The sequence below is a fragment of the Stenotrophomonas sp. SI-NJAU-1 genome (assembly GCF_020883215.1).
GTDB lineage: Bacteria > Pseudomonadota > Gammaproteobacteria > Xanthomonadales > Xanthomonadaceae > Stenotrophomonas > Stenotrophomonas indicatrix.
Genome location: NZ_CP086598.1, coordinates 1,654,514 through 1,668,082, shown reverse-complemented (window position 1 = coordinate 1,668,082; position 13,569 = coordinate 1,654,514). Strand labels below are relative to the sequence as shown.

The 13,569-nt window shown below is 67.1% G+C and carries 15 protein-coding genes and 1 tRNA gene; 6 read left to right on the top strand and 10 right to left on the bottom strand.

Features of this window, described 5'->3' with window-relative positions:
• Positions 1-106 precede the first annotated feature (106 nt).
• On the top strand, positions 107-1,327 hold the full coding sequence (locus LMF57_RS07770) for an ATP-binding protein (RefSeq protein WP_117310105.1): 1,221 nt from the start codon (positions 107-109) through the stop codon (positions 1,325-1,327).
• Positions 1,324-1,893, top strand: a complete 570-nt coding sequence (locus tag LMF57_RS07765) for a response regulator transcription factor (RefSeq protein WP_032952096.1) — start codon at positions 1,324-1,326, stop codon at positions 1,891-1,893. Before LMF57_RS07770 ends, LMF57_RS07765 begins: the two co-directional genes overlap by 4 nt.
• An 89-nt stretch (positions 1,894-1,982) precedes the next feature.
• Here LMF57_RS07765 and pgi read toward each other — a convergent pair whose 3' ends face one another.
• From pgi to pcnB, 7 genes are all read right to left on the bottom strand, one after another.
• A complete protein-coding gene (gene pgi, locus LMF57_RS07760) occupies positions 1,983-3,497 on the bottom strand; it encodes a glucose-6-phosphate isomerase (protein ID WP_059063792.1) in 1,515 nt (504 codons plus the stop codon).
• On the bottom strand, positions 3,494-3,874 hold the full coding sequence (gene panD, locus LMF57_RS07755) for an aspartate 1-decarboxylase (protein ID WP_004153087.1): 381 nt from the start codon (positions 3,872-3,874) through the stop codon (positions 3,494-3,496). Before panD ends, pgi begins: the two co-directional genes overlap by 4 nt.
• Before the next feature lie 87 nt (positions 3,875-3,961).
• On the bottom strand, positions 3,962-4,456 hold the full coding sequence (locus LMF57_RS07750) for a hypothetical protein (RefSeq protein ID WP_208082122.1): 495 nt from the start codon (positions 4,454-4,456) through the stop codon (positions 3,962-3,964).
• A 73-nt stretch (positions 4,457-4,529) separates the two neighbouring features.
• Positions 4,530-5,369, bottom strand: a complete 840-nt coding sequence (gene panC / locus LMF57_RS07745) for a pantoate--beta-alanine ligase (RefSeq protein WP_208082121.1) — start codon at positions 5,367-5,369, stop codon at positions 4,530-4,532.
• Complete coding sequence (gene panB / locus LMF57_RS07740) at positions 5,366-6,181, bottom strand: 3-methyl-2-oxobutanoate hydroxymethyltransferase (protein ID WP_025878796.1); 816 nt, start codon at positions 6,179-6,181, stop codon at positions 5,366-5,368. The genes panC and panB overlap by 4 nt, the downstream gene beginning before the upstream one ends.
• Before the next feature lie 34 nt (positions 6,182-6,215).
• Positions 6,216-6,701 carry a 2-amino-4-hydroxy-6-hydroxymethyldihydropteridine diphosphokinase gene (gene folK / locus LMF57_RS07735; RefSeq protein WP_208082120.1) on the bottom strand — a complete coding sequence of 162 codons (486 nt, stop codon included), beginning with the start codon at positions 6,699-6,701 and terminating at the stop codon, positions 6,216-6,218.
• 3 nt (positions 6,702-6,704) lie between these two features.
• Positions 6,705-8,084, bottom strand: a complete 1,380-nt coding sequence (gene pcnB, locus LMF57_RS07730) for a polynucleotide adenylyltransferase PcnB (RefSeq protein ID WP_229291372.1) — start codon at positions 8,082-8,084, stop codon at positions 6,705-6,707.
• 49 nt (positions 8,085-8,133) lie between these two features.
• Between pcnB and LMF57_RS07725 the strand changes: the two genes are divergently transcribed.
• Positions 8,134-8,208: transfer RNA gene (locus tag LMF57_RS07725), tRNA-Glu, on the top strand.
• Between the two features lie 446 nt (positions 8,209-8,654).
• Here the strand turns inward: LMF57_RS07725 and LMF57_RS07720 are convergent.
• Positions 8,655-10,079, bottom strand: coding sequence for a sugar porter family MFS transporter (locus LMF57_RS07720; RefSeq protein WP_117310098.1), 1,425 nt, complete (start codon positions 10,077-10,079; stop codon positions 8,655-8,657).
• 186 nt (positions 10,080-10,265) lie between these two features.
• Here LMF57_RS07720 and fdxA point away from each other — a divergent pair, with 186 nt between their 5' ends.
• Positions 10,266-10,589: a ferredoxin FdxA gene (fdxA, locus tag LMF57_RS07715; protein WP_005409054.1), complete on the top strand. Its 324-nt coding sequence runs from the start codon at positions 10,266-10,268 to the stop codon at positions 10,587-10,589.
• A 237-nt stretch (positions 10,590-10,826) separates the two neighbouring features.
• Here fdxA and LMF57_RS07710 read toward each other — a convergent pair whose 3' ends face one another.
• On the bottom strand, positions 10,827-11,342 hold the full coding sequence (locus tag LMF57_RS07710; protein WP_025879442.1) for a hypothetical protein: 516 nt from the start codon (positions 11,340-11,342) through the stop codon (positions 10,827-10,829).
• Positions 11,343-11,374: 32 nt separating this feature from the next.
• Positions 11,375-12,268: a 4-hydroxy-tetrahydrodipicolinate synthase gene (dapA, locus tag LMF57_RS07705; protein WP_229291165.1), complete on the bottom strand. Its 894-nt coding sequence runs from the start codon at positions 12,266-12,268 to the stop codon at positions 11,375-11,377.
• A gap of 164 nt (positions 12,269-12,432) precedes the next feature.
• On the opposite strand from dapA, the gene LMF57_RS07700 reads away from it, so the two are divergent.
• Both LMF57_RS07700 and LMF57_RS07695 read left to right on the top strand, forming a co-directional pair.
• Positions 12,433-12,993, top strand: coding sequence for a glycine cleavage system protein R (locus LMF57_RS07700; protein WP_025879444.1), 561 nt, complete (start codon positions 12,433-12,435; stop codon positions 12,991-12,993).
• A gap of 91 nt (positions 12,994-13,084) precedes the next feature.
• Entirely contained in the window at positions 13,085-13,564 is a 480-nt protein-coding gene (locus LMF57_RS07695) for a peroxiredoxin (protein WP_208082119.1), read from the top strand.
• The last annotated feature ends 5 nt before the right edge of the window (positions 13,565-13,569 follow it).

Below are 13,569 nucleotides of genomic sequence, written 5' to 3'. Positions count from 1 at the left end.
TCTAACGCCCGCCCCGACCTTCTGGGTGTGTCCCATTCAGGCGACAGTCCGGCTGCGGCCGATTGTCGCAGGCAGCCATCCCCGCGAACGCATACGATGGGCGCGAATGACCGGTCCCGACGCCCCGTTTCTCCGAACCCTGTGCAGCCTGCGCTGGTTGGCCGTGGCTGGCCAGGCGGCGACCATCCTGGTTGCGACCTGGGTGCTGGGACTGCCCTTGCCGCAACTGCCGCTGTGGTCGGGCGTGGCCGTGCTCGCCGTATTCAACCTGTATACGCAGCTGCGCCCGGAGCCGGCCGATACCGCGCCGCTGACCGCCTTCGGCCACATCCTGGTGGACGTGATCATCCTCACCTGGATGGTCAGCTGGAGCGGCGGCATCGCCAATCCGTTCGGCTCGCTGTTCCTGATCCTGATCGCCCTGGCGGCCTTCGCCCTGCCCCTGCGCTGGGCCCTGGCCGTGGCCAGCGCCTGCCTGCTGGGCTACGCCGCCAGCGGACTGTTCGGGCAACCGCTGCCGGCGGGCTATTTCGACGCACTGGACCTCAACCGCTGGGGCGTGATCGCCACCTTCCTGCTGTCCGCTGCGGTCGTCCTGATTTTCTCTACCCGGCTGGCGATCGCGCTGCGCGAGCGCGAGCTGGAACTGTCGGCACTGCGCGAACGCTTCGCGCGCAACGAGGGCATCGTCGCCCTGGCCACGCATGCGGCCTCGGTGGCGCACGAACTGAACACACCGCTGGCGACGATGACCCTGCTCGCCGACGACGTGGCCGAGCGCAGCGAAGAACCGGAAGTGCGCGAGGACATGGAAACCCTGCGCGAACTGCTGGTGCAGTGCCGGGAGCGCGTGCTGGCCCTGGCCGCGCCGGCCTCCAATGACGGCCCCGGGCGCACCCACTCCACGGCCCAGCAGGTGCTGGAGCAATGGCGGCTGGTGCGCCCGACCATCGACCTGCACCGCAACGACGACGCACCGCTGCGCCTGCCGCTGGACCCGGGCGTCGGCCACCTGCTGATGGTGCTGCTGAACAACGCGGCCGATGCCGGCGAGCAGGCCGGCCGACCGCGCGTCGATCTCAGCCTGCGCATCGAAGGCGACAACCTGATCGGCGAAGTACGCGACTACGGCCATGGCTTCAACGCCCGCGCCGCCGTGCTGCCGGGCAAGCTGTTCGGCAGCAGCAAGAGTGAAGGCATGGGCGTCGGTCTTGCCCTGTCCCATGCCACCATCGAACGCCTGGACGGCGAGATGTGGATGCGCCCGGCCCAAGGGGCCGGTAGCCGCGTCGGCTTCCGCCTGCCGTTGGCCCCCCGCGAGGAATGACCATGACTGCTTCCACCCTTGGCCTGCTGGTCGACGACGACGAACTCTACCTGCGCACCCTGCAGCGCAGCCTGGCCCGCAAAGGGCTGGAGACGCAGACCGCGCAGGATGCGGCCAGTGCGCTGGCACTTGCCCGCCAGCACCCACCGGCGTTCGCATTGATCGACCTGAAGCTGGGCAGCGATTCCGGCCTGGCCCTGATACAGCCGCTGCGCGCCCTGCGCGCGGATATGCGGATCCTGCTGGTGACCGGCTATGCCAGCATCGCCACCGCAGTGGAGGCGATCAAGCTGGGCGCCGACGACTACCTGCCGAAGCCATCGACGGTGCCGATGATCCTGCGTGCGCTGGGCGAGGAAGACGATGGCCCCGCCGATGACGGCGAGATGGAAGTGCCCGATGCGATGACCCCGATCAGCCGCCTGCAGTGGGAACACATCCAGCAGGCGATGCATGAAACCGGCGGCAATGTGTCGGCGGCCGCGCGGCTGCTCGGCATGCACCGGCGTTCGCTGCAGCGCAAGCTGGCCAAGCGGCCGAGCCCGGAACGCGATCCGAGCCGGTGATGCGTCGTCGTGTTCGCCGGGCATGGCCCCCGGCGCTTCCGGCATGACGAAGGGTAGCGCCGGGCTATGCCCGGCATTCCCCGCCCGCGTCAGCCCTTCAGCTGAGCCAGCAGCTCACGGGTCAGCGGATCATTGATCTGGACATCCTCGCCCTGCAGGGCCGGCAGCAGGCCACTGGCCAGCTGCTTGCCCAGTTCGACACCGAACTGGTCGAAAGCGTTGATGTTCCAGATCACCGACTGCACGTACACCGCGTGCTCGTACATCGCGATCAAGGCGCCCAGCGCCTGCGGGGTGAGCGCGTCGAGCAGGATCATCGTGCTCGGGCGGCCGCCCGGGTAATCGCGGTGCGGATCGTCGCTGCCCTGGCCATTGGCCAGCGCCTCGGTCTGCGCCAGCAGGTTGGCCATCAGCGCCTGGTGGTTGACCGTATAAGGATCATCGTTGTGCACGCAGCCGATGAAATCGGCCGGGATGATGCTGGTGCCCTGGTGCAGCGCCTGGAAGAAGCTGTGCTGCACATCGGTGCCCGCACCGCCCCACCACACCGGCACGGTGTCGGTGGTGACCGGCTGGCCATCGCGCTGCACGCGCTTGCCCAGGCTTTCCATCACCAGCTGCTGCAGGTAGGCCGGCAGCAGCGCCAGGCGCTGGTCGTAGGTCATCACCGCATGCGTGGCGTGGCCCAGCAGATTGCGGTTCCAGATGTCGGTCAGGCCGTGCAGCACCGGCAGGTTGCGCTCCAACGGCGCGTCCAGTGCATGCGCATCCATCTGCGCGGCACCTTCCAGCAGCTGCTCGAAGCGCTCGAAGCCGATGGCCAGTGCGATCGGGAAACCGACGGCCGACCACAGCGAATAGCGGCCGCCCACCCAGTCCCACATCGGCAGCACGCGCTCGGCGGCAATGGCGAAGGCCTTGGCGGCGCGTTCCGGATTGGCGCTGACCGCGTACAGACGGTCGCTGCCGCCCAGCCAGTCATGCAGGATCTGGCCGTTGAGCAGGGTTTCCTGGGTACCAAAGGTCTTGGAAATGAGGATGCCGGCAGTCTTCGCCGGATCCAGCGTGGCCAGCGTGCGCTGCATGGCGGCGCCGTCCACGTTCGACACGAAATGCACGCGCAGGCGTGCGCCTGTGACCGGGCGCAGCGCATCGGCGACCAGTCGCGGGCCGAGATCGGAACCGCCGATACCGACGCTGACCACATCGGTCACGCCGCTGTCTTCCAGCGCGCGCACCAGCACGCCCATGCGCTGGCGGATGCCGCGCGCGGTGGCATAGGCCTCGGCCGCTACCGGCGCATCGACTACATCACCGCGCAATGCGGTATGCAGCGCAGCGCGGCCTTCGGTCAGGTTGACCTGCTCGCCACGGAACAGGCGCGTGATGGCGCCGCCGACATCACGTTCGGCAGCCAGCGCCAACAGCGCCTGCAACGCTGCGGCATCGTATTTCTGCCGGGCGAAGTTGACATACAACGGACCGACCCGCAGCGCCAGGTCCTGTACACGGCCGGGTTCGGCGGCGAGCAGGCCGGGAATGCTTGCGCCCTTCAGGCGCTGGGCGTGGGAATGCAGCGAGTCGAATCCGTTGTTCGTTGTCATGCGGCCTGGGTCGGGATCGTGTCGTTGGTGTGGGAGATCTGGTTGTTGCCATCCACGTACACCAGCTTCGGCTTGAAGCTGTCGGCTTCCTGCTCGGTCATGCTGGCGAAGGCGGCAATGATGATGATGTCACCGACCTGCACGTGGCGCGCAGCGCCACCATTGAGCGAGACGACACCGCTGCCGGCTTCGGCGCGGATCGCATAGGTCGAGAAGCGCGCACCGTTGGTCACGTCCCAGATGTGCACCTGCTCGAACTCACGGATGCCGGTGGCAGCCAGCAGGTTGTCATCGATGGCGATGGAGCCTTCGTAGTTCAGCTCGGAATGGGTGACGGTGGCGCGGTGGATCTTGGTCTTGAGCAGGGACAGGTGCATGGGGGCGCTGCAACGGCAAAGGAAAGAGCGGATTCTAGCACCCACGCGGCAACCGTCAGGTAGCGGCCGCAGGATGCTGAAGACCGTTCAGCCGGTACGCTGCTGTGCGCCCGGCGATGGCGCCGCGGCACCGGCCAGCACGGCCCGGAACACGGCATGGAACGCCAGTCCGGCCATCAGGCCGAATCCGGCCGCCACCAGTACCGAGAAGGCATAGCTGGCCCAGTCGAAGTTGCCCGCAGAGGACAGCTGGCTCATCAGAGCACCGCCAGAGCCGTCGGGCCAGGCACAGGTGGCCATGGCCAGCGCGCCCAGCCCTGCCCCGACCAGCGCGAACCACACCCAGCGCAGGCGGCCGGAAGACAGCAGGACCAAGTCCATCGGCAGCAGCACCGCCACGGCGTGGGCGAAGGCCAGCACGAACATCAATGCGGCCGCCAGCGCGGCCGTGGCCACTTCCTGGCCGAGACTGAGACCGGCAATCAGGCCACCGATCACCAGCGAAGGCAGCAGCGCGGCGGCGAACACCGCCAGGATCGCCGCCACGGCGCGGCGGCCGGGGCTGGCTGGAAACGAGGTCATATCGGCAGGTCGTCCTTGTCCGGCGAACACCGGGCGCCCACTGCGGGCGCCCTGCACAACCGCGCGGGGCGGTTCAGAACTCCAGGTTGTCGATCAACCGGGTGGTGCCCAGGCGCGCGGCGATCAGGGCCACGCGGCCGCCGCCATCGAAACTCGGCTCGGCCAGCTCCGGAGTGCGCAGTACCGCGTAATCCACCTGGAAGCCCGCTGCCTGCAGCGCAGCGACGGCGTCGGCCTCGATGCGTTCACGCGCGTGCCCGGCCACATAGCCTTCGCGCATGCCCAGCAGGGTGCGGTGAAGGGTGGTCGCCAAGGGGCGCTGATCGGCGCTGAGATACTGGTTGCGCGAGCTCTTGGCCAGGCCATCCTCATCGCGCACGATCTCGGCACCGACGATCTGGATCGGGAACGACAGCTCGGCCACCATCTGCTTGATGACCGCCAACTGCTGGTAGTCCTTGCGGCCGAACACGGCCACATCCGGCTGTACCTGCAGGAACAGCCGCGCCACCACCGTGCACACGCCATCGAAATGGCCCGGGCGGCTGGCGCCTTCCAGCACCTCGCTGACGCCGGGCGCATGCATCTGCGTGGTCTTGTCCACGCCCAGCGGGTACATCGCTTCGACGCTGGGCAGCCACACCGCATCGCAGCCCACCTGCTCCAGCCCGGCCACATCGGCTTCGGGGGTGCGCGGATAGCGGCTGAAATCCTCGTTCGGCCCGAACTGTGTCGGGTTGACGAAGATGCTGGCCACCACCTTGTCGGCGTACTGCTTTGCCAGGGTGACCAGCGCGTGGTGCCCGCCGTGCAGGTTGCCCATGGTCGGCACCAGCGCCACGCGCAGGCCCTCGCCCTTCCACTGCGCGATCTGCGCGCGCAGCGCACCGAGTTCGTTGAAGGTCTGGATCATTGGGCGTACGCGTGTTCTTCGTCGGGGAAGCTGCCATCGCGCACGGCATCGGCGTAGGCACGGGTGGCGCCGGCCACCGAACCGCCTTCAGCCAGGAAGTCCTTGACGAACTTCGGGCGCCGGTGGCCGCTGTCCAGGCCGAGGAAATCGTGCAGCACCAGCACCTGGCCGTCGCACTGCGGACCGGCACCGATACCGATGGTCGGCACAGGCACTGCGGCGGTGACGGCGGCGGCAACCGGGGTCGGTACGCATTCGAGCACCATGATGCTGGCACCCGCTTCAGCCACGGCCTTGGCATCGTCCACCAGCTGGCGCGCGGCATCGCCACGGCCCTGGATCTTGAAGCCACCCAGGCGCAGCACCGATTGCGGGGTCAGCCCCAGGTGCGAACAGACCGGGATCTCGCGCTCGACCAGGTAGCGGATGATGTCGACCTTGAAGCCGGCGCCTTCGATCTTGACCATCTCCGCACCCGCCTGCAGCAGCTGCAGCGAAGCATCCAGCGCGCGTTCCGGGGTGGCATCGGCGCCGAACGGCAGGTCGGCGATCAGCAGCGCACGCTGCAGCACGCGGGCGACTGCGCGGGTGTGGTAGACCATGTCGGCGACGGTCACCGGCAGGGTCGAATCGTGCCCCTGTACGACCATGCCCAGCGAATCGCCGATCAGGATCAGGTCGACGCCATTGGCATCGAAGGTGCGGGCGAAGCCTGCGTCATAGGCGGTCAACATGACCAGCTTCTGGCCATTGCGCTTGGCCTCGGCCAGGGCGGGAACGGTCCAGGGCTTGCTGTCTGCGTGGGTGCTCATGTGCTGATAACCGGGGGAGATAACCCGGGCATTATCACCCTAACGGCGCGATCCCGCAGGCATCCACCCGCATCACTGCATCCCGCACGCGACCGTGGCCGGGAATGGCCAGATCGGCGGCAATCTCGGCCAACGGCACCAACACGAAGGCACGCTCGTGCAGGTAGGGATGCGGCACCTTCAACTCGGGCAGGTCCAGCACCTGCTCGCCGAACAGCAGCAGGTCCAGATCCAGCGCACGCGGCCCCCAGTGCACGGCGGGGTCGCGTACGCGGCCGAAGCGCTGCTCCAGCGCGAGCAGGGCCTGCAGCAGCTCGACGGCGGGCAGATCGGTGTCGACCGAGGCCACTGCGTTGACGAACGGTGGCTGGTCCTGGTTGCCCCATGCCGGCGTCGCGTACAACCGCGATTCCTGCGTCAACCGGGTCCCGGGCAGCTCGTCCAGCGCGGCAATGGCCGCGCGGACGGTGTTGGCTGCGTCGCCAAGATTGGCGCCCAGCCCGATCCAGGCACCGGTCATGGATTACTCGGCAGCACCGGCAGCTGCGCCATCGGGACGACGACGGCGCCGGCGACGCTTGCGCGGCGCTCCACCCTCTTCATCGCCGGCCTCGCTGTGCAGGGAATCCAGCGACGAATCCAGCTCATGCCCGGACTGCGCCTGCGCTTCGCGCCAGAATGCGACGTCGGCTTCGTGCTCTGCCGATGCCGCCTGGCGCAGGGCCAGGAAATCGAAAGCGGCACGGAAACGGGGGTGGCTGAGCGTGCGCATCACACGCTTGCGCTGGCGCGAACTGAAACGCGCCTGCAGCAGCCAGATCTCCTGCATCGGCAGCGAGAAACGGCGCGGCAATGCAATGGTGCTCAGCTGCTGCACGGTGACACGGTCGGCGGCACGACGCTGTGCCTCTTCCGGCGCCACGCCCTGCTTGAGCAGCGTTGCCTGTGCGCGGCAATACGCCGGCCACAGGAGCAACGCGAACAGGAAGGCTGGCGACACGGGCTCGTCATTGGCCACGCGTGCATCGGTGTTGGCCAGGCCCTCGACCAGCATGCGGCGCAGCGCGCCGGTGCGGTTCGACTTCAGCGCCTTGGCGCTTTCCGGGAACAGCACGTCGAACAGGCCGTAGCGTTCCAGTCCTTCGAAGCTGGCAACGCCATGCCCGGACAGGAACAGCTTCAGGACTTCCTCGAACAGGCGCGCCGGTGCGGCTTCGTTGAGCAGGCCGGCCAGCTGCGGGATCGGTGCGGCGGTGCCCTCTTCGATCTGGAAGCCGAGCTTGGCCGCCAGGCGGACCGCACGCAGCATGCGCACCGGATCTTCCTGGTAACGCTGCACCGGGTCGCCGATGAGCTTCATCAGGCGTGCCTGCACGTCTTCGAAGCCGCCGGTGTAGTCACGCACCGAGAAGTCCTCGATGGCGTAATACAGGGCATTGCAGGTGAAGTCGCGGCGGATGGCGTCGTCTTCGATGCTGCCGTACACGTTGTCGCGCACGAGCATGCCGTTTTCCATTTCGCGGTCGCCGCTGCCGTCATCGATGTTGGCACGGAAGGTGGCGACTTCGATGATCTCGCGGCCGAACACAACATGGGCCAGGCGGAAACGGCGGCCGATCAGGCGGCAGTTGCGGAACAACTGCTTGACCTGTTCGGGCGTGGCATCGGTGGCCACGTCGAAATCCTTGGGTTGGCCATTGACCAGCAGATCGCGCACCGCGCCGCCGACAAGGTAGGCGCCGAAGCCGGCATCGCGCAGTCGATAAAGCACGCGCAACGCGTTCGGGCTGATGTCCTTGCGGGAGATCGTGTGCTGGTCGCGCGGGATGACGCGCAGGCTGAACGGTGATGTAGCAGAGGAAATGATGTTGGCGCTTCCGGTTGAAGTTTCGGGATTGCCCAATGGCATCGAGGTGCATATACTAGCGCTCCTGCACCGGCAGCGACACACTGCTCCCTTCGTCTAGTGGTTAGGACGTGGCCCTCTCAAGGCTAAAACAGGGGTTCGAGTCCCCTAGGGAGCACCAGTCGCCGCAGCAGGAACCGAAAAAGCCCGCCTTGTGCGGGCTTTTCTGTTTTCCGGAATCGTGTCGCCGACTGGGCTGGTCGCTTGAGCGCCTCCCTGCTTTCGGCTTGAGCCGGCGGGGTCACCCAGGGCAGGACACGCCGTGAACCCATCCATGGGGTCTCGATGGCGCCATCCATGGCGCCAACGGTCCTGCCCTGGGTGACCCCGCCGGCTCTGGACGGTTTCCCGCGCGCTGCAGCAACAGCCGACCAGCGCTTCAGTGCATCCGCTGGCACCATGAAACTGTCAGGAGGGGGCAGGCCGCCCTCTCCAGGACCGTTGGCGCCATGGATGGCGCCATCGAGCACCATGGATGGGCTTTTGCGTGTCCTGGAGAGGGCGGCCTGCCCCCTCACACCGTGGACAATCAGGCGCCGACGAAATGCAACCGAAGCCAGGCACACGTCAGCCTTCCATCTGCTCCAGTTCCTTGCCCTTGGTCTCGCGCACGTAGCGGATGACGAAGATGATCGAGAGGATCGCGGCCACGGTGTAGATGCCGTACGCACCGGCCAGGCCGATGCCGGCCAGCAGCATCGGGAAGGTCACGGTGATCGCGAAATTCGACGTCCACTGCGCCGCACCGGCCACGGCCAACGCCGGGCCGCGGATCTGGTTCGGGAACATCTCGCCCAGCATCACCCACATCACCGGGCCCCAGGACATGTTGAAGAACACCACATAGACGTTGGCCGCTACCAGCGCCAACCGGCCCATGCCGTCGGACAGCTGCAGGCGCCCCTCGGCCAGGCTGCCGCTGGCGAAGGCCACCACCATCAGCACCAGGGCCACCGACATGCCGACGGAACCGACCCACAGCAGCGGCTTGCGGCCGATGCGATCGATCAGCACCACCGTCAGCAGGCAGGCGCCGATGCTCAGCGCGCCGGACAGGACGTTGATCAGCAGCGCATCGCTTTCCGAGAAACCCACCGCCTGCCACAGCACCGCGCCGTAATAGAACACCACATTGATGCCGACCAGCTGCTGGAACATCGCCAGGCCGATGCCGACCCAGACGATTGGGCGCAGCTTGCCGGTGGCCTTGTTGAGCAGGTCGCCGAATCGCGGCTTGTGCTGGTCCTGGGCCAGGCTTGCTTCGATCTCGGCCTGCTTGTTCACCGCGGCACGTTCGCCGTACAACCGGCCAAGCACCGCCCTCGCCTGCGCCTGCCGGCCCTTCATCACCAGGAAGCGCGGGCTTTCCGGGATCACCAGCAACAACAGCAGGAACAGCAGCGACGGCAGTGCCTGCATCCAGAACATCCAGCGCCAGGCTTCCTGCCCCAGCCAGAGCGGCTCGGTCGACGCACCCGCCGCCCGGGCCAGCAGATAGTTGCTGAGGAACGCGGCGAACAGGCCGCAGATGATCGCCATCTGCTGCACGGTCGCCAGCCGGCCGCGATAGCGCGCAGAGGCGACTTCGGCGATGTAGGCCGGCGACATCACGCTGGCCGCACCGACAGCGAACCCGCCGAGCACGCGTGCGCAGACGAACAACCAGGAGGCATGTGCAGCGCCGGCGCCCAGCGCCGACACCAGGAACATCACGGCCGCCACGATCAGCACGCCGCGACGTCCCAGCCGATCGCCAAGCCAACCGGCCACGAACGCCCCGATCGCGCACCCCAGCAGCATCGAGGCGACCTCGAAGCCGAGCGCGGCCTCGCTCGAGTTGAAGGCCTGGCGCAGGCCGTCGACGGTGCCATTGATGACGCCACTATCGAAGCCGAACAGGAACCCGCCGAGGGTGGCGGCGCAACTGATCAGGACGATGAAGGCAGTGTTCTCACCGCCATTGGAGGCGGCACCGGGCTGGACTGGCGACATGAAGGATCCTGCAAGGAAGGGGGCCGACCGAAGCGGGCCGGCGGCCCTGGCAGCGTCGCACAGGGCGGGCACGCCGCCAAATGGGCCTGCGGGCCACCCATCCGCCCCACTTTCACACGGCAACCGACACCGGGGGCCAACCTGTTCTAGAATTGGCAGGTTCAGAAAGCGATTCGCCCTCTACCCATGCCATTTGTCGTCACCGAAAACTGCATCAAGTGCAAACACACCGATTGCGTGGAAGTGTGTCCCGTGGACTGCTTCCACGAAGGCCCGAACTTCCTGGTGATCGACCCGGACGAGTGCATTGACTGCACCCTCTGCGAACCCGAGTGCCCGGTCAACGCGATCTTCCCGGAAGACGATGTTCCCGCCGGCCAGGAAGGTTTCGTCGCCCTCAATGCAGAACTGGCGAAGGAATGGCCGGTGCTGACCGTGCGCAAGGACCCGCCGGCCGATGCCGGTGAGTGGGATGGCAAGCCGGACAAGCTGAAGCTGCTGGAGCGCTGAGGCGCAGGCACCATGCCCTGGTAGCTGTCAACCTTCGTTGGCACAAAGGCGCCGACCAGGGTCGGCGTCTACCACGGCAGGTACGAACCAGCAGGCAATGAAAAGGGCGCCCAGGGCGCCCTTTTCCGTTCTGGCCCTGGTAGCCGCCAACCTTGGTTGGCACAAAGGCGCCGACCCGGGCCGGCCTCTACCACGGCAGGTGCGAACCAGCAGGGTCCGCACCCGCCCAACCGGCCATTACGGGGCCAGTTTGGCCTTCAGCGCGGCAATCAGCTTCACCGGGGCTTCGGCGGTGGCCGGCAGGCCACGCGGGTCGACCGCGGAAATGTAGGCACCGGCGTCGACGGCGACCACGCGGACCAGGAAGTTGCTGCCTTCATAGGCCACGTCGTACGAACCCAGCAGCTGCGCGCGGGTGGCGATGGTCAGGCCTTCCACGCCTTCCAGCGCGGTACCGACCTTGGCGAAGGCTTCATCCTTGCTGCCGGCAATGGTGAAACCGGTGGCGCTGACGGCGGGGGCAGCGGCGGCCGGGGTGGCCGGCTTGGTCGCCGAGCTCAGGGTCGGCACCTGGTTGTTGCCGGCGCCTGCCGGCAGGTTCAGGTCCGGCGGCACTTCCAGCGGACGCACTTCCGGGGCCAGAGCGTAGTCGCCCTTGACGCCGCGCTTGAAGCAACCGGTGGTGCCGGCTGCGGTGGCCACGGCAAGGAGCGCGAAGGACAGCACGCGGACGGCGGAAACGGATTGGCGCATGTGAATCTCCTGGATCAGACCAAGACGGAAGGTCAGTGGCTGGAAAGGGCTTCGAGGGCGGCGATGTCGCCGGCAAGATGGTCGGCGGCAGGCGCGTGTGCGGGCGAAAGCGGCAGCAGCGGCAGGCGCAGATCGTGACCGATGCCGATCCGACGCAACAGCGCCTTGACCGGAATCGGGTTGGATTCGACACCGCAGAAGTCATGGAACGGCTGCAGGCGCGCGTCCCAGGATTCGACGGCTTCATGGTCGCGGGCAGCGGCCAGGTCGCACATCCGGCGATAGGCGCCGGGCAGCACGTTGGAACCGACCGAGATCAGACCGTCCATGCCGGCCTGGATCGAACGTGCGGCCGTGCCGTCATCGCCGGTGAGCACGGCAAAGGTCGGGCTGCGCAGGTCAAGCAGTGCCCGCACGCGGCCGGTATCGCCCACCGCTTCCTTGATGCCGACGATGTTCGGATGGCTGGCGAGCTCGGCCACGGTCTCCGGCAGCATGTCGCAGCCGGTGCGGCCGGGCACGTTGTACAGCACCACCGGCACTCCGGCCTGGTCGGCGACCGCGCGGTAATGCGCGATCAGGCCAGCCTGGGTCGGCCGCACGTACGGCGGGGTGACCACCAGCGCGTGGGTGGCGCCAAGCGCGGCAGCACGGCGGGTCTGCTCGATGGTTTTGGCGGTGCCGGACAGGCCGGTACCGGCCAGGACCGGAACGCGGCCGGCGATGCGTTCGACCGCGCTGGCCAGCAGCTGGTCGTACTCCGCATCGGACAGGGTGGCTGCCTCGCCGGTGGAGCCGGCAACGACAACGCCTTGGACGCCGCCCTCCAGCTGCAGGTGCAGCAGGCGCTGCCAACCGTCGGGGTCGAGTGCGCCGTCGGCCCGGAAGGGGGTCGCCAGCGCGGTGATGAGGCCGGAAAGGGACAAGGACGTGCTGCTCTTGGCTGGGGAGGGAAAACGTCCGCCACGGAAGGGCGCGGGCGTTCTGAATGTTACTTGCGGCGCGAAAGCACGGGCAAGTATGCTGGACACCGGTGGATCCCCGCCTCTGGCGGGCATTCAGACTAACGCATGCATTACCCGGAATCGCCTTGACCGACACCACCCCGCGCCCAGCGCCGAGCGAAAACCACCTCCTGATCAACGCCTATACGACGCATCCGGAGTCCCCCCTGTTGTCCGTCACCCGCCGCATCGCCGACAGCGGGTGCAATCTGGTGGATGCACGCTTGGCCACCGTGGGCCGCGATGTCTCGGTGACCGCGCTGGCCACCGGCTCCTGGGATTCGGTCGCCAAGCTGGAAGCGATGCTGACCCGGCTCGAGCGCGAGGAAGGCCTGAAGCTGGTGTGGTATCGCACCGAAGCCAAGCAGGCGCAGTCCAACCTGCTGCCGTACATCGTCGAGGTCATCGCCGCCGACAAGCCGGGCATCCTGTTCCAGCTGGCCGATTTCTTCGACCGCCAGGGCATCACCATCGAAACCCTGCAGAGCACGCGCTACCGCGCCATGCAGACCGGTGCGGAAATGTTCAGCGCACAGGTCACCATCGGCGTGCCGGCCAACATGCATATCGCCGCCCTGCGCGATGATTTCCTCGAGTTCTGCGACCACTTGAACCTGGACGCGATCATGGACCCGATGAAGTTCTGATTGAAACCCTGATTCTTCGCGCGCTCCTCACGGGCGCGTGGCGTTTCATGCAATTGTCGTAGAAAGAACCCAGGCTCGACAGAAGGACCTCATGAACAACGGCGATACCCTGGACAGCACCACCCTTTCCCTGCCGCTGGCGCTGTCCGGCGGCGCCCAGGCCACCCTCGGCGATTACGCCGGCCAGTGGCTGGTGTTGTACTTCTACCCCAAGGACAGCACCCCGGGCTGCACCACCGAGGGCATCGACTTCAACGCACTGCTGCCCGACTTCCAGAAGGCGGGCGCGGTCGTGCTTGGCGTCTCCCGCGACTCGGTGAAGTCCCACGACAACTTCTGTGCCAAGCAGGGCTTCGCGTTCCCGCTGGTCAGTGATGCCGACGAAGCGCTGTGCAGCGCCTTCGACGTGATCAAGATGAAGAACATGTACGGCAAGCAGGTACGTGGCGTCGAGCGCAGCACCTTCCTGATTTCCCCCGACAGCCGCATCGTGCAGTCATGGCGCAAGGTCAAGGTCGCCGGCCATGCCGACGCCGTCCTTGCCGAACTGAAGGCCAATCAGTCCAAGTGAGTCCC

Excerpts from the sequence above, each read along its gene's own strand:
- LMF57_RS07720 (WP_117310098.1), bottom strand. The coding sequence starts at position 10,079 with ATGTCGCCAGTCCAGCCCGGTGCCGCCTCCAATGGCGGTGAGAACACT.
- folK (WP_208082120.1), bottom strand. The coding sequence starts at position 6,701 with ATGACCGGTGCCTGGATCGGGCTGGGCGCCAATCTTGGCGACGCAGCC.
- LMF57_RS07750 (WP_208082122.1), bottom strand. The coding sequence starts at position 4,456 with ATGACCTCGTTTCCAGCCAGCCCCGGCCGCCGCGCCGTGGCGGCGATC.
- LMF57_RS07710 (WP_025879442.1), bottom strand. The coding sequence starts at position 11,342 with ATGCGCCAATCCGTTTCCGCCGTCCGCGTGCTGTCCTTCGCGCTCCTT.
- LMF57_RS07765 (WP_032952096.1), top strand. The coding sequence starts at position 1,324 with ATGACCATGACTGCTTCCACCCTTGGCCTGCTGGTCGACGACGACGAA.
- LMF57_RS07695 (WP_208082119.1), top strand. The coding sequence starts at position 13,085 with ATGAACAACGGCGATACCCTGGACAGCACCACCCTTTCCCTGCCGCTG.
- LMF57_RS07770 (WP_117310105.1), top strand. The coding sequence starts at position 107 with ATGACCGGTCCCGACGCCCCGTTTCTCCGAACCCTGTGCAGCCTGCGC.
- fdxA (WP_005409054.1), top strand. The coding sequence starts at position 10,266 with ATGCCATTTGTCGTCACCGAAAACTGCATCAAGTGCAAACACACCGAT.
- pgi (WP_059063792.1), bottom strand. The coding sequence starts at position 3,497 with ATGACAACGAACAACGGATTCGACTCGCTGCATTCCCACGCCCAGCGC.
- panB (WP_025878796.1), bottom strand. The coding sequence starts at position 6,181 with ATGAGCACCCACGCAGACAGCAAGCCCTGGACCGTTCCCGCCCTGGCC.
- panC (WP_208082121.1), bottom strand. The coding sequence starts at position 5,369 with ATGATCCAGACCTTCAACGAACTCGGTGCGCTGCGCGCGCAGATCGCG.
- panD (WP_004153087.1), bottom strand. The coding sequence starts at position 3,874 with ATGCACCTGTCCCTGCTCAAGACCAAGATCCACCGCGCCACCGTCACC.